A 20,758-nucleotide genomic window follows, 5' to 3' on the forward strand; every position below is an offset into this window, starting at 1 on the left:
TGGTGCCGGTGGTGTACCGGATCGACATGCGCGACCCCAACAGCCTGTTCACGGCGCAGGCGTTCCGGATGCGCAACCGCGACCTGATCTACGTCTCGAACGCGCCGTTCACCGAGATCCAGAAGGTGCTGGGCGTCTTCTCCAGCGTCACCGGCCCCGTCGCCTCGGCGGCCGCCGTGTACACCTACGCGAAGTAGCCCAACCGGCCACGAAAAAGGGGCGCGGACCTCACGGTCCGCGCCCCTTTTTCGTCAGGTCGAAAGCGCCTCAGCGCTTGGCGAGAAGCTGCTCGATCAGCGAGCCGCCCTTGTCGATGGCGGCCATCTCCTCGGCGACGGCGTTGACCGTGTCCGTGATCTGCTCCGGCGTGTGCTCGGAAGTCAGGAAGAAGCGCAGGCGAGAGCCGCGCTCCGGCACCGCCGGGTGGATGATCGGCTGCACGTTGATGCCGCGCTTGAACAGCCGGTCGGACAGCGTCACCGCCTTGAGGGAATCGCCCACGATAACCGGGATCACCGCGAGGCCGAGGCTGGTCCCCGTATCGAGGCCGAGCTTGCGCGCGGTGGCGAGGAACAGGTTTCCGTTGCGGCGAAGACGCTCGACGCGCTCCGGCTCGGCCTGCATCACCTCGAGCGCGGCCTCGGCGGCCGCCGCGATCGGCGGCGACATGCCCACGCTGTAGACGAAGCCACCGGCCGAATGCTTCAGGTACTCGATGAGCGCGATGGGGCCGCAGATGTAGCCGCCGCAGCCCGAGAGGGTCTTCGACAGGGTGCCCATCCAGATGTCGACCTCCTTCGGGTCGACACCGCAATGCTCAAACAGGCCCGCGCCCGTGCGGCCGGTGACGCCGAGGCCGTGGGCCTCGTCCACCATCAGCCACGCATCGTAGCGCTTCTTCAGGGCGACGAAGCCGGCGAGGTCCGGCGCGTCGCCGTCCATGCTGTAAAGGCCCTCGATCACGATCAGCGCCCGGCGGTGCTCGTGGCGCGTCGCCTGGAGCACGTTCTCCAGCGCGTCGAGGTCGTTGTGGGCGAAGGAGCGGCGCTGCGCCCCCGAGAGCTGCACGCCCGTGACGATACTGTTGTGCGAGAGGGCATCGTGGAACACCACGTCGCCGGCTTCCAGCAGGGCGCCGATGGTCGTGACGTTGGTGGCGTGCCCGCTCACCATCACCACGCAGCCCTCGGTGCGGTAATGGGCAGCGAGCGCCTGTTCCAGGCTGATATGGCCCGGACGCTCCCCCGCCACCACGCGGCTCGCGGAGGCCGAGGTGCCGTAGGCCTCGATGGCCTCGCGGGCGGCGCCGCTGACCTTCGGGTGCCCGTTCAGCCCGAGATAATCGTAGGACGAGAAGTTCGTGAAGGTCTTCTGGTCGATCCGCGTCGTGGCGCCGGCCTTGGCGTCGTGGACGCGGAAGAACGGGTTGCCGAGGCCGATCAGTTCGGCCGCCGAGCGCTGGAGCTTAAGCTCCCGGTAGCCCGGCAGGTTCTCGAAGTTCTGGGCCGCGCTCACGCGCGATGCCTCAGGCGCCTTGGCCTGGGCGGGCCGGGGGGTCGCACGCCCGAGGCGGTTCGTCACGAAGCCGGCCAGGGCCGCACGCCCACCGTCGGGCCGCGCAGATTGCGTCATCGCTGGGTCTCTTTGCTCTCGTTCTCGCGCGCCTCGATCAGGTCGCGCAGAGGGGCCATGACGCTCGCACTCACCTCACCGCCGATATGCTTGGCCATGAGGCTCATCGCGACGCCCGCCGTGTCGTCCATGGGCGCGGAAACCGCCTGAATTAAGGAATCCGACAGCTCGTTGACGGTCATGCCCGCCGAAAGCCCCGCAGGCGGTGACTCGAGGCCGAACCGCTCCTGAAGGCTCGCACCGAGTTCCACGCCCATCAGCGAGTCGAGGCCGATCTCCGAGAGCTGGCGCACGCGGCTGATGTCGTCCTTCGGCAGGCGCAGGATGCGGGCGATGTCGTCCACGATCGCGTCCGACACGGTCTTGCGCACCGTGTCGATGTCGGAGCCCTTGAGCAGCGAGGCGATGTTGATCGTCTGGACCGCGCCGGCCTCCGCCTGCTGGTCGGACCCGAGTTCGGCGTAGCTCGGCGAGCGCATGGTGGCGAGCCGCTCGCGCGCCTTGCCCCAATGCATCGCCGCGATGGCGATCACCGCCTCGTCCGGGGCGGTGCCCTGGTTCGACAGGGCGTCGGCCATCAGGTCGAGGCAGCGGCGGGCTTCCATCGGCGTCACGCCGACGCGACCGGCCAGGGTCTCCATCACGGCCTTGTTGCGCGCGAGCATGCCCACGTCGCCGATGGCACCCCAGGCGACGGCCAGAGCCGGAAGGCCCCGGCGGCGGCGCTGGCGGGCGAGGCCTTCCATGAAGCCGTTGGCGGCGACATAGGAGCCCTGGCCCGGATTGCCGATGAAGGTCGTGGCCGAAGAGAACAGCACGAAGTAGTCGAGCGGCCGGTCGCGGGTGGCCGCGTCGAGGTGCTGGGCGCCGATCACCTTCGGGCCGATCACCGCGTCGAGCGCCGAGACGTCGATGTTGGCGATCAGACCGTCCTGCAGGACCGCCGCCGCGTGGATCACGCCCGCGAGCTTGGCGCCGCCGCGCTCGATCTCGGCGAGCATCCGGTCCACCGCCGAGCGGCTGGTGATGTCGACCGCCTTGACCTCGACCTTCACGCCGCGTCCGGTCAGCTCGGCGAGCAGGGCCTTGGCTTCGTCGGTCGTCGCGCCCTTGCGGCCGGAGAGGACGATGTGCCGGGCGCCGCGATCCGCGAGCCAGCGCGCCGCCTCCAGGCCGAAGCCGCCGAGACCGCCGGTGACGAGGTGCACGCCCTCGCCCGAGACGGTGAAGGGCTTGGCCACATCCTTGAGGACCGTGCCGGCCTTGGGCGGGCTGATCACGATCTTCCCGATATGCCCGGATTGCTGCATCAGCCGGAACGCGTCCGAGGTCTCGGCCGCCGTGAAGGGCTGATAGGGCAGGGGCTTCAGGCCGCCGTCGTTGAACAGCGCCATCACCTCGCGGAACATCCGCGCGCCGTCGTCGCCCTGGTGCTGGATCACCTGATCGAGGTCGACGCCGAAATAGCTGAGGTTCCGGCGGAACGGCCGCAGGCCGATATGGGTGTTGGCGACGTAGTCGCGCTTGCCCAACTCCACGAAGCGCCCGAAGGGCCGGAGCGCGTTGAGGGAGCGCTCCATCGCCTCGCCGAACAGGCTGTTCAGCACGATGTCTACGCCCTCGCCCGTGATCGCCCGTACGTCGTCCACGAAGGCGAGCGAGCGGGAATCGAGGACGTGCTCGGCGCCGAGCGCCTTCACCAGGGCGCGCTTCTCGCGCGAGCCCGCCGTCGCGATGACGCGAGCGCCCTTGAGCTTGGCGATCTGAAGCGCGGCGAGGCCGACGCCGCCCGCGCCGCCATGGACCAGCACCCACTCCCCGCGCCGCATCCGGGCGCAGGAGACGAGGGCGTAGTAGGCGGTGAGGAAGGCCACCGGCACCGTCGCCGCCGCCATCGGATCGACGCCCTGCGGCATCGGCGCGACGACGAGGTCGGGCACCACGATATGCGTGGAGAAGCCGGATTGGGCGAAGGCGACGACGGCGTCGCCCACCTTGAAGCCCTTCACCCCCGGCCCGACCGCCGTGACGCGGCCGGCGCATTCGAGACCCAGGCGCGGGCCGGCGAAGCCGTCCTCCAGGATTTCTTCCGGGAGCATCGAAAGCGCCCAGAGAACGTCGCGGAAGTTGAGGCCGGTCGCCTCGACGGCGATCTCGAGTTCGCCGCGACCGGGCGCGACGCGCTCGGCCGGACCCCAGACCATCTCGTTGAGGCCGCCCGTGTTGCTGCGCTCCAGCCGCGCGGCCGGGGCGGGGACGGTGTCGGCCGGGTCGCGGTGGCGCGGCCGACCGGCATGGAAGCGCACGACCTGCGTGCTCTCGTCGTCCAGCACGATCTCCGTCTCCGGCGTGCCGGAGAGGATGAGGTCGCGCAGGCGCTCGGAGGCGCGCTTCGAGGACATCTCGGGCGAGAGATCGATGCGGCGGATGTCGAGGTTCGGCACCTCGTTCGCCAGGGTGCGGGTGAACGCCCAGACGCCGGATTCGACGTTCGTGGCCTGGCCGCCGCGATCACGGGTGGCGCCGGGCGACACGACCCAAAGGCAGGTCTGGCGGGCGCCGAGATGCTCGACGCAGCGCTTCAGGCTCAGGCAACGGTCGCGCAGGCGCTCGGCCGCCTCGCCGCCGCGCATGAAGGCGCCGGCCAGGAAGACCACCGTGTCCGGCGTCTCCTTCTCCAGCTCCATCAGCGAGGTCTCGGAATCGAGGATGATCGAGACATGGACGCCGCCCGCGACGAGCAGCGTCGCGAGGGAGGAGGCGGTCTCGGCGGCGAAATCGTCGTCCGAGCCGATGATGAAGGCGAAGCTCTGCGCGGCGGCCGGGACCGGCCGGGCCGGTGCCTCGGCCACGAGAAGCAGGTCGTCGCCGTTGCCGGAGATCGCACGATCGACGGAGACCGAAACGAGGCCCGCCGCGCTCAGGATGCGCTGCCAGCCGCCGACATCGTCGAGCCGGCCCACGGGCAGGCCGCCCATCCCGTCCTCGAACCAATCGGGGGTGAGCCCGAAGACGAGGTCGCGGAACAGGGAGATGCCGGGCTCCACGGCGACCATCAGGCCGCCCGTCGCCAGGGCCGTCGAGAGGTTGCCGATGAGGCCGCGCTCGCCCCGGTGGAGGCTGCCGGCGCCGATGATCAGGTCGAACCCGCCGGCCGTGAGTTCGTCGGCCGACTCGATCAAAGTCGCGGCGCGGCCGAAGGAGAGACGCGCCCGCTCGGCGAGCCGCCGGTCGGTCTCGAAAATGGTGAAGCGCGCTTCGGCCGAGGTGGCGAAGGCGGCGGCCTGGGCCGAGAGCGGGCCGTAGCCCACCTGCAGCACCCGCAGCGCCCGCTCCTTTGGAAGATGCCCGAGGGCGCCGTCGAACAGGCTCGCCAGGGCGTTGGCCGAATGGCGGGACGTGGCCGAGCGCAGGATGAAGGCATCCACCGCGCTCTGCGGCAGGTTCGGCAGGTCGGTGACGTCATTCGCCAGAATGCGGTCCACCGTGGCGCCGACATCCGCGATCAGGACCAGTTCGGCCGAGAGGTCGGGATGATCCGCCGCGATCCAGCGCATGATCTCGTCGGGCGCGGGCAGGGCCGAGCCGTCATTGAGACGCCACGCGTCGGTCTCGTGCTCGGCGAGGCCGCTGCTTTCGAGGGCGTAGAGGGCGTTGACGAGCCAGGGCCGCAGCGCCGCCGGCAGGCGGGGATCGCTCAGGGCCACCTGACCGGATTGCTCCGCCAAACCCTTGGCGAGGCGGAAGGCGAGCGAGGTCGCCCAGCCTTCGAGGAGCAGGTGCCCCGGCGACAGGCTGGCGTCGGCCGAACCCTTCACCGGCTGCGTCAGCGGGCGCAGGCGCGCCGCGACGCTCGGGCGACGCTCCATCGGGATCGCCGTCGGCTCGGTGGCGAGTTCCGCCCGCTGGGTGATCGCGTAGGCCGCGAGCTCGTCGCCGCCCTTGGTGCGCAGGGCCTGGAACCGGCCCTCGCGGATCGTGGCGATGACCTCGCCCTCCGCGTCGAGCAGGGTGAAGTCGGCGAGGATCGAGCGCTCGTTGGCGCGGCGGGTGCGGATCACCGACCGCGCGATGACGGCGCCCGGCCGCACGAGGCGGATCTCGCCGAAGCGCACGGGGATGTAGGCCTTGCCCGCGCCGTCTCCGAGGAGGTCGGCGAAGAGCAGGATCAGACCGTGGAAGCAGGCGTCGAGCCGCGAGGGCACGAGGGCGAAGCGCGAATCAGCCTCGGCGGGCTTCAGGTCGGCGACGATCGTCGCCTCGTCGAGGCGCGCCGCCATGGCGACCTGCCGGAAGCTCGGGCCAAAGCCGAGACCCGCCGCCTCGGCGCGGCCGTACAGGGCCTCGCCGGAGAGGACGTGATCGCCCGCCGTGTCGAAGTCGAACCCGTCGAGGTCCGGCTTGCGCGGCGGCGAGAACTCACCCTCGACGATCTTCGCCTGGGCGTGGAGCTGCCAGGGCGTCTGGGTCAGGCGCGGGCGGCTCAGCACCTGGATGCCGTTGCCGGAGCCGGCGAGACGCACCGTCACCTCGCGCAGGGCGTCCTCCGCGAAGATCATCGGCGCGACGATCTCGAACTCGGAGAGCACCACGGAATCGTCGCGCAGCGCGGTCTGGGCGGCCGCGAGGGCCATTTCCACGAAGCCCGCGCCGGGCATGATGACCTGCCCCTCGACGCGGTGATCTTCCAACTCGGGCAGCGTCTCGGGATCGACGTAGCCGTGCCATTCTAGGCCATCCGCCTCGGCGCGCGAGCCGATCAGCGGGTGGTAGGGGCGGGGGCTCAGGGCACCGACGCTCTCGGTCGTGTCGTTCAGGCGGAAGGGGCGGCGCTGCCAGGGGTAGGTCGGCAGGCGCACGTCGCCGCGCGGCGCGGAGCCGAACAGCTTGTCGTCATCGACGGCGGCGCCGAGCACGAGGGCCGCGTTCACTGCCTTGGCGATGGGGTCGCTGCCGGACGCCTTGCGGTGCATGACGCCGACGGTGGCGATCTCGATGCCGAGCGGCTCCACCGCGTCGCCGACATGCGACATGAGGGTCGCGCGGGGGCCGACTTCCACGAACACGCGGGCGCCCTGGCGGGTCGCCTCCTGCACGGCGTCGCTGAAGCGCACCGGCTCGCGGATGTTGCGCCACCAGTAGGTCGGGCCGACGGTCGAGCCGTCGAGCCTCGCGCCGGTCACGGTGGACATCATCGCCGTGGTGCCCGCCTGCGGGCGCAGGCCGGCGAGGTCGCGCAGCAGCGGCTTCTCGGTCGGGTCCATCAGCCTGCCGTGGAAGGCGTAGGCGAGGTCGAGCTTCCGGCCCCGGCGGCGCTTGCGCGACAGCGCCTTGAGCGCGGCGTCGATGTCCGCCACCGGCCCGGCCACCGTCACGGCCTTCGGGCTGTTGGTCGCCGCGAGGTCGAGGCTCGGGAAGTCCTTGAGGAAGGCCGGGACTTCTTCCACCGGCATCAAAAGCACCGCCATGGTGCCCTGGCCGTGCGTCGTCTCCTGATGGTGGCTGCGGTAGTAGATGACCTTGACCGCATCCTCGAGGGTGAGGATCCCGGCCGCTTCCGCCGCCGCGATCTCGCCCACGCTGTGGCCGAGCACGTAGGCCGGCACGAGGCCCTTGGCGCGCAGGGAGGTGGTCGAGGCGCTCTCGATGGCGAAGATCAGCGGCTGCGAGACGCTGGTCAAGACGAGCCGCTCGTCGAGGTCGTCGGCGTAGAGGGCGTCCTTGAGCGACCAGTCGGCGTAGGCCTGGAACAGCGTGTCGATCTTGTCGAAGGCCTCGCGGAAGACCGCGTTCAGTTCGTAGGCCTCGCGGCCCATGCCGGCCCACTGGCTGCCGTTGCCGGAATAGACGAAGGCCACCTCGGCGGCGCGGTCCACGGCGGTGCCCGTGTGGGCCACCTCGGAATCCTCGCCCTCGCCCACGGCGCGCAGGGCCGAGGCCACGTCGGCCGGGCCATCCAGCGAGACGGCGAGGCGCGCGGGCATCCGCTCGCGGCGATGCGCGATGGCGGCGGCGACTTCGGTCACGGCCTCCGGCTCGGCCTCGAAGCGCTCGGCGTAATCGAGGGCCAACTCGTTGAGGGCGGCGCGGCTCTGCGCCGAGATCATCAGCACCTGCGGCGCGCGGGACGCCTCGGCCGACACGGCTGGGACCGGGTCGGCGTCGGTGATGACGACGTGGGCGTTGGTGCCGCCGAATCCGAAGGAGTTCACGCCCGCGAAGCGCTGGCGGCTGCCACGGGTGATCGGCAGCGCCTGCCGCACGACGTGCAGGTTCAGGTCGCCGAAGGGAATTTCGGGGTTCAGTTCGGCGGCGTGCAGCGAGGGCGGCACGAGATTGTGTTCGAGGGCGAGCGTCGCCTTCATCAGGCCGGCGAGACCCGAGACCGGCTCGGTGTGGCCGATATTGGTCTTGATCGAGCCAATGGGCAGCGGGATGCCGCGCCCCTTGCCGAGCTTGGTGCCGATGGCCGACGCCTCGATGGGGTCGCCGACCGGCGTGCCGGTGCCGTGCGCCTCCATGAAGGCGAGGTCATCGACGGCGATTTCGGCCTCGCGATAGACCTGCTCCAGCAGCGCCGCCTGGGCGTAGCCGGAGGGCAGGGAGATGCCGGTGGTGCGACCGTCGGAGTTCACGCCGGAGGCAGCCACGACCGCGCGCACGGTGGAGCCGGCGCGGCGCGCCGCCTCGGCCGAGCGAAGGACCAGCACCACGCCGCCCTCGGAGCGCACGTAGCCGTCCGCGTTCTTGGAGAACGCCTGGCACAGGCCGGTGCGCGAGAGCATCTGCGCGGCGGAGAAGCAGATGAAGTTGAACGGGCTCGCCAGCACGTTCACGCCCGCCACGATGGCGGTGTCGATCCGGCCGGAGCGAATCGCCTGGACGGCGTTGTCGAAGGCGACGAGGGAGGACGAGCAGGCCGTGTCGACGGTGAAGCTCGGACCCTTCAGGTCGTAGATGTAGGAGATACGGTTCGAGAGAATCGAGAGCGTGTTGCCGGTGGCGGTGTAGGCGTCGCCCGAGGGCGCATCCATGATGCGCAGATTGCCGTGATCCAGCGACGAGGCACCGACGAACACGCCGATCTGGCTGCCCGCGACGGCCGAGGGCCGCAGCCCGGCATCTTCCAGGGCTTCCCAGGTCAGCTCCAGCAGCATCCGCTGCTGCGGGTCCATCTGCTCGGCCTCGCGGGGGGAGATGCCGAACACGGTGGGATCGAACGACCAGACGTCCTCGAGCGCGCCCGCCGCGAAGGTGTAGCTCTTGCCGCGCTCATGGGCGCGAGGATGCAGAAACCGTTCGAGGGAGAAGCGGTCCGGGGGCAGGGTGGTGACCGCGCAGCGGCCCTCCGAAAGCAGCTGCCACAGGCCCTCGACGCTCGGCGCCCCGGGGAGTCGGCAGGCGCGTCCGACGATCGCGATATCTGTGCGTTGTGTCACGTTCGGTTCGCGGGCGCTCGTGAAGGTAAGGTGGCTCGGCTCTCGACGAGTGAGGACCATCTGGTCCCTTAGTATGGCGTCAATGCGGTGTCCAACCTCGCGCCGGGATAGGACTTCCACCTAGAGAGAAATTGCGCCGCGATGTGACATGTATTCATCAGCGCTATCCACAATCGCTGCCGCATAAAAGCCAATTTCGAATCCAGGGCAGCGCTACCGTGATGATTGATTCATCATCCGAACCCGCTACTGCTCTGCTTGGAAGCATTGTGCTGCGACAGTCTATCCGTTGACGCGCGGCAAATCACGGCCGCGCCGGCCCACGGTCATCGCCAGTATCGCCCCGTCGTTCGACGGTGCGATTCACTCAAGCTTCGGATGTCGAGGCCGTCCCGGCGCTACGGCCGACGCCCTGATAGGCAAATCCATGCTGCGCTGCGATAGCGGGGTCGTAGATGTTGCGCAGATCGACCAGAACCGGCGTGCGCATCGCCATATGAAGACGCTTGAGATCGAGGGCGCGGAAGGCGTTCCACTCGGTGACGATCACCACCGCGTCGGCCCCTTCTGCACAGGAATAGGCATCTTCCGCGAAGGAGACGGCCGGCAGGAGCGGGCGCGCCTGCTCGATCCCCTCGGGATCGTAGGCCCGCACCTTGGCCCCGCCGTCCTGGAGCCCGGCGGCGATGGCGAGCGAGGGCGCCTCGCGCATGTCGTCCGTATCCGGCTTGAAGGTGAGGCCGAGGAGGGCGATGGTCTTGCCGCGCACCGAACCGCCGCAGGCGCGGATCACCTTGCGCGCCATCGCGCGCTTGCGCTGGTCGTTGACGGCGACCACCGTCTCCACGATGCGCAGGGGCATCCCGTGGTCCTGCGCCGTCTTGGCCAAGGCCAGCGTGTCCTTGGGGAAGCACGAGCCGCCATAGCCCGGCCCGGCATGGAGGAACTTCGTGCCGATGCGGCCATCGAGGCCGATGCCGCGCGCCACCTGCTGCACGTCGGCGCCGACCGCCTCGCACAGGTCGGCCATCTCGTTGATGAAGGTGATCTTGGCCGCCAGGAACGCGTTGGCCGCGTACTTGGTGAGTTCGGCCGTGCGGCGTCCCGTCACGAGGATCGGCGAGGCGTTCAGGTAGAGCGGGCGGTAGACCTCCCGCATCACCGCCTCGGCGCGGGGATCCTCTGTGCCGACGACGATCCGGTCGGGGCGCTTGAAGTCGCCGATGGCGGCGCCCTCGCGCAGGAATTCCGGGTTCGACACCACGGCGAACTCGGCCTGCGGGACCGTCTCGCGAATGATACGCTCCACCTCGTCGCCCGTGCCCACCGGCACAGTCGATTTGGTCACGACCACCGTGTAGCCCGACAGGGCCCCGGCGATCTCGCGTGCCGCGTCGTGGACGAAGGACAGGTCCGCGAAGCCGTCGCCCCGGCGGGAGGGCGTGCCCACCGCGATGAACACGGCGTCGGCGCCGGCCACCGCCTCGCGCAGTTCCGTGCGGAACGAGAGCCGGCCCTGACGCACGTTGTCGGCAACGAGGGATTCGAGCCCCGGCTCGTAGATCGGCATCCGGCCCTGTTCGAGGGCGGCGATCTTGGCCGGATCGCGGTCGATGCAGACGACGTCGTGGCCGAAATCCGCGAGACAGGCGCCGGATACCAGTCCGACATACCCCGCCCCGATCATCGCGATACGCATGCCAATCTCCCGGCAGCCGACCGGGCGGCGTGCCGCATCGCAGCATGTGCCGCAGACGGCGTCGGCGCAACCGGGCCGCCTTCGCGCGGCCCGATCTGTAGCCACGCAGCAACACCGCGAAATCACGACGGTTTTTTGACAGCGCCGGAATGCTCGCCACGCGCCGATCGCGGCTTCAACGGCCCGGACAAGTCCTGTAGAAGCACACCGCCCTGAGACCCGAGCCCCCGCCGAACCCGGGTGGGAAAGCTGGCAAAGGACCGCGATGACCGAACTGCCGAACGTGCACGTGCGCGCCGAGATCCTCGCCCAGGCGCTGCCGCACATGCAGCGCTACGATCAGGAGATCGTGCTCATCAAGTACGGCGGCCACGCGATGGGCGATGCGGAGGCGGCGCAGACCTTCGCGCAGGACGTGGTCCTCCTCGAACAGTCCGGCCTGAAGCCCCTCGTGGTCCATGGCGGCGGGCCGCAGATCGGCCGGATGCTCGACCGGCTGGGCATCCAGTCCGAATTCCGGGGCGGCCTGCGCGTCACCGATGCCGCCACCGTCGAGGTGGTGGAGATGGTGCTCGCCGGCTCCATCAATAAGCAGATCGTCGGCTGGATCTCGGGGCAGGGCGGCCGGGCCATCGGCCTGTGCGGCAAGGACGGCAACATGGTCCGCGCCAAGCGCGCCATGAAGACGTTCCGCGATCCCGAGAGCAACGAGGAGCAGGTGCTCGACCTCGGCCTCGTCGGCGAGCCCGAGCATGTCGAGCGCGGCGTCCTCGACGCGGTGCTGAAGGCGGAGCTGATCCCGGTCCTGGCCCCCGTGGCCTACGGCGCCGACGGGCAGACCTACAACGTCAACGCCGACACCTTCGCGGGTGCCATCGCCGGTGCGCTGCGGGCCAAGCGCCTGCTGCTCCTGACCGACGTGCCGGGCGTGCTCGACAAGGACAAGAAGCTCATTCCCGAACTCACCGTCGAGGATTGCCGCCGCCTCATCGCGGACGGCACCATCACCGGCGGCATGATCCCGAAGATCGAAACCTGCATGTACGCCCTCGACCGGGGCGTGGAGGCTGTGGTCATCCTCGACGGGAAGGTGAACCACGCGGTTCTGCTGGAGCTTTTCACGAATTACGGCGCCGGAACGCTGATTCGGCGGGGCTAGCAACCTCGGCCGTCTCCGCGCATTGTCGTCGCCCGGCCTCAGGCCGCCCCTCTTTCCTGCGACGGATTCCTTGTATCAGCCGACGCAAGACCACTTCACCGCCCCGGGCGCCCGGGGCTTCGGCGATGTCGACACCTGGGTGTTCGATCTCGACAACACGCTCTATCCGAGCGACGCGCGGGTCTGGCCGCAGGTGGACGAGCGCATCACCCTCTACGTGATGCGCCTCTACGGGCTCGACGCCATCTCGGCGCGGGCCCTGCAGAAGTACTTCTACCACCGCTACGGGACGACCCTGAAGGCGCTGATGGTCGAGGAGGGCGTGGACCCGCACGACTTCCTCGACTTCGCCCACGACATCGACCACTCCACGATCAAGCTCGACGCCCCCCTCGGCGCGGCGATCGAGAAGCTGCCCGGCCGCAAGCTGATTCTCACCAACGGCTCCCGCCGCCACGCGGAGAACGTCGCGGCCAAGCTCGGCATCCTCGACCATTTCGAGGACGTGTTCGACATCGCGGCGGCCGACTTCGTACCGAAGCCCGAGCGCGTCACCTACGAGCGCTTCCTGAAGGCGCATGGCGTCGAGCCGACGCGCTCGGCCTTGTTCGAGGACATCGCCCGCAACCTCGCCGTGCCACACGACCTCGGCATGGCGACGGTGCTCGTGGTGCCCCGGATCGTCGACCCCTATCGCGAGGCGTTCGAGCAGGAGGCGGTGCAGGAGCCGCATATCGACCACATCACCGACGACCTCGCGGGCTTCCTCACCACCTGCGTGCAGCCGGTGGTCGGCACGGCATGAGCGGCCTCGCGGGACTGCGGGCGCCGGACCTCGCCGAGATCGAGGCCCTGGCGCACGACGCCTTCGCCGCCCTGCCGCTGGCCTTCCGCACCCGCTGCGCGGGCGTGACGATCCATGTCGAGGATTTCCCCGACGAGCAGACGCTCGACGAGATGAACTGCGAGAGCGAGTTCGACATCCTCGGCCTGTTCCGGGGCGTCGGGCTCGCGCAGTCCGGCGAAGTCGAGACGGGGCGGATGCCGAACGCCGTGTGGCTCTACCGCCGGCCGATCCTCGATTACTGGGCCGAGCACGACGAGTCGCTGGGCGACCTCATCACCCATGTGCTGGTCCACGAGATCGGCCACCATTTCGGCCTCTCCGACGAGGACATGGACCGCATCGAAGCCGCCGCCAACGAGGTCTGACGGGCGCGGATCCGATCGCCCTACTCGATGATCTGCTCGTCACCCGCCAAGGCGAGGGTGCGAAGCTGCCCGAGAGCCCTGGCGAGGTCGTCGCGGCTCGGCGAGGCGAGGGCGATCCGAACCGCGTTCTGCGCATGGCCCGGCGTCACCGCGAAGGCCGAGGCAGGGATGATCGCCATGCCGCGCCGGAACGCGGCGTTCGTGTAGGCCTCCGCGCGCCACTGGTCGGGCAGCCGAAACCACAGGTGATAGGCGCGGGGATCCCCGACGATCTCAAGATCGGCCAGCACCCGTCGCGCGATGGCCTGCCGCTCCGCGGCGTCCTTGCGCTTGATGGCGGCGAGACGTTCGGCGTCGCCGCCGCTCATCCAGTGGACGCCTGCCGCGAGGGAGAAGCCGGTCGCCGACCAGCCCCCCTGGCGCAGGGACACACCGAGCCGCTCGCCCAATCCCGGAGGGGCCACGAGCATTCCGATCGTCAGCCCCGGCGCCACCCGCTTCGAGAGGCTGTCGATCAGGATCACGTTCTCCGGCGCGAGCGCCGCCAGCGGCTTCGTATCGGCGAGGAAGCCATAAACGGCGTCCTCGATGGCGACGATGCCGGTTCTCCGCAGGACGGCAGCGAGAGCCGCCCGGCGCTGCGCGCCCATCGTCGTGCCGAGGGGGTTCTGCAAGCTCGGCTGAAGGTAGAGGCCGCTCAACGGCGTGACACGGTGCGTCTGTAAGACGGCGTCCGGGCACAGGCCTTCGTCATCCATGGCGAGGGGGATGAGGGCGATCCCGAGGCGCGATGCGATTCCCTTCACTACCGGGTAGGTAAGCGGCTCGCACCCGACCCGCTCGCCCGGCGAGGCGAGGGCCGCCAGGGCGGCGGCGATACCTTGCCGGCCATTGCCCGCGAAGCGGATGTCGGCCGGCGCCGGCGCGTAGCCCTCCGCCGCGAGGAACGACGCCGCCACCGCCTGCGCATGTGGCGTGCCGGTGGGGCCATGCTGCTGGAGCGCCGCCTCGATTGCGCCGCTGCGTCCGAGCTTGGCCAGCGTCTCGGCGAGAACCGCTTCCTGCTCGGGCAGGTACGTCATGGTTCGCTGCAGGTCGACCGCGCTGGGCGGCGGCTCGGGGGGGACCGCCCGCGACGTGCCGAGGTCCGAGCGGACATAAGTCCCGCGCCCGACCTCTCCGATCACCAGCCCCCGGCGCGCCAGTTCGGCATAGACGCGGCTCGCGGTCGAGACCGCGATGCCCCGCGCGTAGGCGAACTCCCGCTGAGGAGGCAACCGGTCGCCCGGCCGGAGCCTACCCGCCGCCATGTCGGCGGCGACCTCATCGGCAACACCCCGGAAGTCCGTCGACGGCATAATTGCTCCGAGCACAATGTTCCGATTGATCCGATGCAATTAGCGGGGCACATCGGAGCATGCAATCCCGGCCGGACTGCTTCCTCACCATCGGATCAGTCATCATGTCCGCGCACTTCGTGATCTCCGCCCGCCCGGTCTCGCTGACGCCGCCGAAGGACGGCATCGCATGGCCGAGCCTGTGGCTGCGCCGCCTCCAGAACCGGCGCGCCCTCGCCTGCCTTGACCCGGATCAGATCCGGGAAGTGGGTCTCGATCCGTTCGTCATCCGCGACGAGATCCTGAAGCCGCTCTGGCGGCCGTGAAGCCGAACACCAGACGGTCGACAAGCGACGCGCGCTGGTGTAGGAGCCCGGCCAACTCACAACAGGATCGCCGAAATCCTGGTGCTCGCCACCCTCGGGGCGGTTGGGCGCAACGGCTGGAGCATTATCATGAACATCATCGAGCAGCTGGAGCGCGAGGAAGTCGCGCGCCTCGCCAAGACCATTCCCGATTTCGAGCCGGGCGACACGGTCATCGTCAACGTTCGCGTGAAGGAAGGCGAGCGGACCCGCGTCCAGGCCTACGAGGGCGTCTGCATCGCCCGTTCCGGCGGCGGCCTCAACGAGAGCTTCACCGTCCGCAAGATCTCCTACGGCGAGGGCGTCGAGCGCGTCTTCCCGGTCCACTCCCCGATGATCGATTCGATCAAGGTGGTCCGTCGCGGTAAGGTGCGTCGCGCCAAGCTGTACTACCTGCGTGACCGTCGCGGGAAGTCGGCCCGTATCGTCGAGCGCAGCGACCGCGCCGCGAAGCCCGCCAAGGGCGCTCCGGCCTCGGCTCCCGCCGCCGCCGAGTAAGTCTTCGGCGCCAAGGCCGACACAAAATAGCCCGCCCGGCTTGGCCGAGGCGGGCTTTTTCGTGGGGCCGGCGCCGTCTCAGCGGCGCAGGGCTTCGAGCACCTTGCCGCCGGGACGGCCGGTCGCCGGCATGCCGAGCTTGCGCTCGATGTCCTTGATCGCGTCGCGGGTCTTCTGGCCGACCTTCCCGTCCGGCTCGCCGACATCGTAGCCCATGCTGGTGAGGCGCACCTGCAGGTCGCGGCGCTCGGCCCGCGACAGCGGCGGATCGTCGGTCGGCCACGCTACCTGCACCCCCGGCCGCCCACGCAGGCGGTCGGACAGGACGGCGATGGCGAGGCCGTAGGATTCGGCGGCGTTGTAGGAATAGATCGCGTCGAAGTTCCGGGTCACGAGGAAGGCCGGGCCGCCGGCACCGGCCGGGGCGATGATGCCCGCCGCGCCCTCGCCCGAGAGGGGGCGCCCGTCGACGCGGGTGACGCCGAGCGACGCCCAGTGCGAGACCGGCTTCTTGTTCTTCCGGCCGGCGGCGGGCACGTTGAAGCCCGCGGGCAGGCGCACCTCATAGCCCCAGGGCTGCCCGTTCTGCCACTTGGCGACGTGCAGGAAGTTCGCCGTCGAGGCGACGGCATCCGCCACCGAATCGACCACGTCGCGGCGCCCGTCCCCGTCGCCGTCGACGGCGAGGCGCTGGTAGGTGGTCGGCATGAACTGGGTCTGGCCGAAGGCCCCGGCCCAGGAGCCGGTCAGCCGCTCCGGCGCGATGTCACCCCGGTCGATGATTTTCAGGGTGGCCATCAGCTCGCCCCGGAAGAAGTCCCGGCGGCGGTTGCCGGAGCAGGCGAGGGTGGCGAGCGACTGCACCAGCGGCATCTTGCCGAGGTTCTTGCCGAAGTTCGATTCCACGCCCCACACGGCGGCGATGGTGTAGCGGTCCACGCCGTAGCGGGCCTCGGCGCGGGCGAGGGCGTCGGCGTGCTGGCGCATGGCGGCGCGCCCATCCTCGACCCGCTCGTCGTCCACGAGGGCGGCCATGTAATCCCAGATCGGCGTCTTGAACTCGGGCTGGGCCTGCGAGAGCTCGATCACCTTGTCGTCGTAGGTGATGCCGGCGGTGGCGGCCTCGAACGCCCGGCCCGAGAAGCCGGCGGCGGAGGCCTGGGCGCGCAGGCCCGCGAGACACCCGTCGAAATCGGCGCGGGCCGGCGCCGCCGAGAGGCCGGCGAGAAGGCTCAGCGCCACGGCGAGCCCCTGTCCGTTGGTCGGCTTCGGCATGGCGGGAACCCTCATGTCGGCAGGCGGAATCTGGGCGCGGATTCAGGCGGCATGAGGGTTAACGAAGGGTGACGGAACGCCCGTCACCCCCTGTCGCCCGAGGCCTCAGGCCCATTCACGCGCGGCGAGCTTCTGCTCGTAGGCGTCGATGGTTGAGCCTCGCTCCAGCGTCGTCCCGATCTCGTCCAGCCCGTTCAGCAGGTTGTGCTTCCGGCCGGGCTCGATGTCGAAATGCAGGGTGCCGCCATCGGGGCCACGGATCGTCTGGGTTTCGAGGTCGACCGTCAGCGTGGCGTTGGCGCCGCGCTCGGCATCCTCGAACAGCTTCTCCAGATCCTCCGGCGCGACGCGGATCGCCAGGATGCCGTTCTTCGCGCAGTTGTTGAAGAAGATGTCGGCGAAGCTCGTGGAGATCACGCAGCGGATGCCGAAATCGGCCAGCGCCCAGGGCGCGTGCTCGCGGGACGAGCCACAGCCGAAGTTGTCGCCGACCACGAGGATCTTGGACTGGCGGTAGGCGGGCTGGTTCAGGATGAAGTCCGGGTTCTCGGAGCCGTCCTCGCGGTAGCGCATCTCCGCGAACAGGCTCTTGCCGAGGCCGGTGCGCTTGATCGTCTTGAGATACTTGGCCGGGATGATCCGGTCGGTATCGACGTTGATCGTCCGCATGGGCGCCGCGACGCCCTCCAGAGTCGTGAACTTGTCCATCGTCTTTTTGGTGCCGGTCGGGTTTCTGGAATCGCTCCGGTGTAGCAGCCTCTTGGCCGGGCCGGAAGTTCAGGCGTGCTCCCGCCGCAGGGTGCCGTCGTGGAGGGCCGAGGCGATGAGGGCGCCCGCGATGCCCGCCGCCGCCAGCGCCCGCAGGTCCTCCGGCCCCCGCACCCCGCCCGCCGCATAGACGCGGCGGCTCGGCGCCCGCGCGCGGATTGCTTGCAGGGCGGGGAGGTCGGGACCGGACCCGGCGCCGACGCTCGCCAGCGTCATGGCGATGACGTCGGCGGGCCAGAGGGTGGCGTCCTCGTGCAGGCTGTCGGGCCCCATCCGCTCGCCGCCGCGCGTGTCGAGGGACAGCACCGCCCGGTCGCCGAGGGCCGTCACGAGGGCGGCGTCCCCCTGGCTCTCGGTGCCGATCACCGGGCGTCCCAGTCCCTCGGCCAGGAACGCCTCCACCCCATCGGCCCGCGCGAATCCGGCATCGACCCACAGGCTGGTGCCGGGGCAGGCGGCGATGATGGCGCGCAGCGCTGCGAGGTCCGGCGCGGCCCCGTCGATGATGGCATCGAGATCGGCCACGTAGAGGCACCGCGCCGGCCATGCCCGCAGCAGGCCGGACGCCACGGCGGCGGGGTCGGATCCCTTTGCCAAGGGCGTCTCGATCGGGGCATAGGTGGCGCGCTCGCCCCGGCGCGCCCGGACCACGCGGCCCCCGCGCAGGTCCAGCACCGGAATCACCGCGAAGCCGGGAGCCCCGGCCGCGTCCCCCACTCTCTCGAAGCTCGTCATCCGCGCATGTCGATTGCCAGCACCATCGTCGGGTGGGACCTCGGCGGGGTCCACGTCAAGGCCTCGCTGATTCGCGACGGGCGCGTGCAGGCCGCCGTGCAGGCGCCGTGTCCCCTGTGGCAGGGCCTCACGGCGCTCGATGCGACCCTGGCGACGCTGCCCGACTGGACACGGCAACAGGCGCACCACGCCGTCACCATGACGGGCGAGCTCACCGATTGCTTCGCCGACCGGACGGAGGGCGTCGCGGCGCTCGCCGGCTGGGCCGCCGAACGGCTCGCAGGTCCGGTGCGGATCTTCGCCGGCCGCGCCGGCTTCGTCGCGCCGGAGGAGGCGGCCGCCGCGTCCTTCGAGATCGCCTCGGCCAATTGGTACGCCACCGCCGCCCTTGTCGGACGGCTCGCCCCCGATGCCTTCGTCGTGGATATCGGCTCGACCACCGCCGACCTCATCCCGGTGATCGGCGGGCGCCCGGCCGCCACCGGCTACAGCGACGCCGAACGGCTGGAGACCGGCGAACTCGTCTATACCGGCGTGGTGCGCACGCCCCTCATCGGCCTGACGGACCATGCCCCGTTCCTGGGGCGCCGCACCCGGCTGATGACCGAGACCTTCGCCCACGCGGCGGATGTCTACCGCATCCTCGGCGACCTGCCGCCGGAAGCCGACCAGCAGGGCACGGGCGACCGCAAGGGCAAGTCGGTGGCGGAGAGCGAGACGCGCCTCGCCCGCATCGTCGGCCGCGACCGGGGGGAGGGCGATGCCCCGGCCTGGGCCGCCCTCGCGGGCCATTTCGCTGAGTCGCAGCTGCGCCTGCTGCACGATGCGGCGGCGACCCTGCTCTCGCGGCCCGACCTGCCGGCGGGCGCCCCCCTCGTGACCTGCGGCGCCGGAGCCTTCGTCGGCGACCGGCTCGCGGTTCGGCTCGGGCGTTCGCGCACGGGCCTCGCCGACCTCCTCGCCGCGCGGGCGGGGGAGGCGGCGTCCACCTGGATTTCGACCTGTGGCCCGGCCGTGGCGGTCGGCCTTATCGCGGAGGACCTGACTCGATGAGCGCCATCAAGATACTCGCGCGGATGCTGGCGGTACGCGTCGGGCCGCATATCGAGCTGGCCGTCGAGGCCGAGACCGGCGAAGTGCTGAAGGTGCTCGCCACCGAGGATCAGATCGACCGGCTCATCGACGAGTTGGAGGATCTGCTCAACTCGCCCGCCGCGCCGGGCGACGACGAACCGCCGGAAGCGGCATGAAAAAAGGGCCGTCGCGGGTGCACCGCGACGGCCCTTCTCTTTCGCTCGGCAAGGCGCCTCAGGCGGCGGTGCGCTTGCGGGCTTCCTGCTTGGTGTCCACGCCCGAGGCTTTGATCTCGGACAGCTTCTGCGCGACGTTGCGCGAGAACACGAACTCGGCCGGGCGCTGGTTGGCGAGGCTGACGTCGGGGGCCATGTCGCCCTCGGTCTTGATGCCGCGCAGCATCTGCACCACCGGCTTCCACGGCTTGCGGACGGAATCGACCACCGAAGAGGCCTCGTAGCCCGAGTGGACCATGCAGTCGGCGCACTTCTCGTAGTTGCCGGTGCCGTAGGAATCCCAATCGGTGCTGTCCATCAGCTCCTTGAAGGTTGCCGCGTAGCCCTCGCCGAGCAGGTAGCAGGGCTTCTGCCAGCCGAACACGGTGCGGGTCGGGTTGCCCCACGGGGTGCAATGGTAGGTCTGGTTGCCGGCCAGGAAGTCGAGGAACAGGCCCGACTGCTGGAAGGTCCACTTCTCGCGGCCCTTCTCCTTGCCGTGCCGGAACACGCCGCGGAACAGGTCCTTCGTCGCCTTGCGGTTCAGGAAGTGCTGCTGATCGGGGGCGCGCTCGTAGGCGTAGCCGGGGGAGACGGTGATGCCGTCGATGCCCATCCGGGTCACGCTGTCGAAGAAGTCGGCGATCTTCTCCGGCTTCGAGTTGTTGAAGAAGGTGCAGTTGATGGTGACGCGGAAGCCCATCTCCTTGGCTTTCGCGATCGCCGCCACGGCCTTGTCGTAGACGCCGCGCTGGCACACCGACTGATCGTGCATCTCCTTGTCGCCATCGAGATGGATCGACCAAGTGAAGTACGGGCTCGGCTTGTACTCCTTGATCTTCTTCTCGAGGAGCAGCGCGTTCGTGCACACGATCGCGAACTTCTTCTGCGCGATGATGCCTTCGACGATCTGCGGCAGATCCTTGTGGAGAAGCGGCTCGCCACCCGCGATCACCACCACCGGGGCGCCGCACTCGCGCACCGATTCAAGCGCCTCGTCCACCGGCAGGCGCTTGTTGAGGATCTCCTCGGGATAGTCGATCTTGCCGCAGCCCGCGCAGGCCAGATTGCAGCGGAAGAGGGGCTCCATCATCATCACGAGCGGGTAGCGTTTGCGACCCGTCAAATGCTGCTTGAGGATGTAGCCGCCGATCTTCGCGACGTACCGGAGGGGGATACCCAAGTTGCGGCTCCTTAGTTGCGTCGGCCCCGGACAGGCGGGGTGCATAGCGTGGAAAGTTCTCGATTTCCAGCAACGTAGCTTGGAACGACTCTCAAACTACGGTGTAGAGGACTTGCAGGAACTCATTAGTCCGAGGCTGACGCATCGGCGCCACAGGCAGACGCATG

15 protein-coding genes and 1 pseudogene are annotated in these 20,758 nt (G+C 69.8%); 8 read left to right on the forward strand and 8 right to left on the reverse strand.

The window, feature by feature from the left end; all coding sequences use genetic code 11:
• Positions 1-197: pseudogene (locus tag MKK52_RS17475) on the forward strand (sugar transporter); the annotation flags it as partial.
• A 70-nt stretch (positions 198-267) separates the two neighbouring features.
• On the opposite strand, the gene MKK52_RS17480 reads toward MKK52_RS17475, so the two are convergent.
• The 3 genes from MKK52_RS17480 to MKK52_RS17490 form a co-directional block, all read right to left on the reverse strand.
• Complete coding sequence (locus MKK52_RS17480) at positions 268-1,632, reverse strand: aminotransferase class I/II-fold pyridoxal phosphate-dependent enzyme (RefSeq protein WP_243955946.1); 1,365 nt, start codon at positions 1,630-1,632, stop codon at positions 268-270.
• Entirely contained in the window at positions 1,629-9,071 is a 7,443-nt protein-coding gene (locus MKK52_RS17485; RefSeq protein ID WP_243955948.1) for a type I polyketide synthase, read from the reverse strand. The genes MKK52_RS17480 and MKK52_RS17485 overlap by 4 nt, the downstream gene beginning before the upstream one ends.
• Before the next feature lie 367 nt (positions 9,072-9,438).
• Positions 9,439-10,770, reverse strand: coding sequence for a UDP-glucose dehydrogenase family protein (locus tag MKK52_RS17490; RefSeq protein WP_243955949.1), 1,332 nt, complete (start codon positions 10,768-10,770; stop codon positions 9,439-9,441).
• Between the two features lie 265 nt (positions 10,771-11,035).
• Here MKK52_RS17490 and argB point away from each other — a divergent pair, with 265 nt between their 5' ends.
• From argB to MKK52_RS17505, 3 genes are all read left to right on the forward strand, one after another.
• The gene (gene argB, locus MKK52_RS17495; protein ID WP_243955950.1) at positions 11,036-11,929 is read left to right on the forward strand and encodes an acetylglutamate kinase; all 894 of its coding nucleotides are present in this window, start codon (positions 11,036-11,038) and stop codon (positions 11,927-11,929) included.
• Positions 11,930-11,999: 70 nt separating this feature from the next.
• Positions 12,000-12,734, forward strand: a complete 735-nt coding sequence (locus tag MKK52_RS17500; RefSeq protein ID WP_243955951.1) for a pyrimidine 5'-nucleotidase — start codon at positions 12,000-12,002, stop codon at positions 12,732-12,734.
• Positions 12,731-13,141, forward strand: a complete 411-nt coding sequence (locus tag MKK52_RS17505) for a metallopeptidase family protein (RefSeq protein WP_243955952.1) — start codon at positions 12,731-12,733, stop codon at positions 13,139-13,141. The genes MKK52_RS17500 and MKK52_RS17505 overlap by 4 nt, the downstream gene beginning before the upstream one ends.
• A 20-nt stretch (positions 13,142-13,161) precedes the next feature.
• Here MKK52_RS17505 and MKK52_RS17510 read toward each other — a convergent pair whose 3' ends face one another.
• Positions 13,162-14,499 carry a PLP-dependent aminotransferase family protein gene (locus MKK52_RS17510; protein ID WP_243955954.1) on the reverse strand — a complete coding sequence of 446 codons (1,338 nt, stop codon included), beginning with the start codon at positions 14,497-14,499 and terminating at the stop codon, positions 13,162-13,164.
• Between the two features lie 104 nt (positions 14,500-14,603).
• Between MKK52_RS17510 and MKK52_RS17515 the strand changes: the two genes are divergently transcribed.
• Positions 14,604-14,804, forward strand: coding sequence for a translation initiation factor IF-2 (locus MKK52_RS17515; protein ID WP_243955956.1), 201 nt, complete (start codon positions 14,604-14,606; stop codon positions 14,802-14,804).
• A gap of 129 nt (positions 14,805-14,933) precedes the next feature.
• Complete coding sequence (rplS, locus tag MKK52_RS17520; protein WP_243955958.1) at positions 14,934-15,341, forward strand: 50S ribosomal protein L19; 408 nt, start codon at positions 14,934-14,936, stop codon at positions 15,339-15,341.
• 78 nt (positions 15,342-15,419) lie between these two features.
• Here the strand turns inward: rplS and MKK52_RS17525 are convergent, their stop codons facing one another.
• The 3 genes from MKK52_RS17525 to MKK52_RS17535 all read right to left on the reverse strand — a co-directional run bounded on the left by MKK52_RS17525 (position 15,420) and on the right by MKK52_RS17535 (position 18,119).
• Positions 15,420-16,616: a lytic murein transglycosylase gene (locus tag MKK52_RS17525; RefSeq protein WP_243955960.1), complete on the reverse strand. Its 1,197-nt coding sequence runs from the start codon at positions 16,614-16,616 to the stop codon at positions 15,420-15,422.
• Positions 16,617-16,721: 105 nt separating this feature from the next.
• Positions 16,722-17,324: a 3-isopropylmalate dehydratase small subunit gene (gene leuD, locus MKK52_RS17530; RefSeq protein WP_243955962.1), complete on the reverse strand. Its 603-nt coding sequence runs from the start codon at positions 17,322-17,324 to the stop codon at positions 16,722-16,724.
• 69 nt (positions 17,325-17,393) lie between these two features.
• Positions 17,394-18,119: a HisA/HisF-related TIM barrel protein gene (locus MKK52_RS17535; protein WP_243955965.1), complete on the reverse strand. Its 726-nt coding sequence runs from the start codon at positions 18,117-18,119 to the stop codon at positions 17,394-17,396.
• Positions 18,120-18,125: 6 nt separating this feature from the next.
• Between MKK52_RS17535 and MKK52_RS17540 the strand changes: the two genes are divergently transcribed.
• Both MKK52_RS17540 and MKK52_RS17545 read left to right on the forward strand, forming a co-directional pair.
• A complete protein-coding gene (locus MKK52_RS17540) occupies positions 18,126-19,172 on the forward strand; it encodes a hydantoinase/oxoprolinase family protein (protein WP_243955967.1) in 1,047 nt (348 codons plus the stop codon).
• Positions 19,169-19,369, forward strand: coding sequence for a hypothetical protein (locus MKK52_RS17545; RefSeq protein WP_243955969.1), 201 nt, complete (start codon positions 19,169-19,171; stop codon positions 19,367-19,369). The genes MKK52_RS17540 and MKK52_RS17545 overlap by 4 nt, the downstream gene beginning before the upstream one ends.
• Positions 19,370-19,427: 58 nt before the next feature.
• Here MKK52_RS17545 and hpnH read toward each other — a convergent pair whose 3' ends face one another.
• Positions 19,428-20,591 carry an adenosyl-hopene transferase HpnH gene (gene hpnH, locus MKK52_RS17550; RefSeq protein WP_243955971.1) on the reverse strand — a complete coding sequence of 388 codons (1,164 nt, stop codon included), beginning with the start codon at positions 20,589-20,591 and terminating at the stop codon, positions 19,428-19,430.
• Positions 20,592-20,758: the final 167 nt, after the last annotated feature.

Origin of the sequence: Methylobacterium sp. J-067 (assembly GCF_022829465.1) — a bacterium.
Classification (GTDB): Bacteria; Pseudomonadota; Alphaproteobacteria; order Rhizobiales; family Beijerinckiaceae; genus Methylobacterium; species Methylobacterium litchii.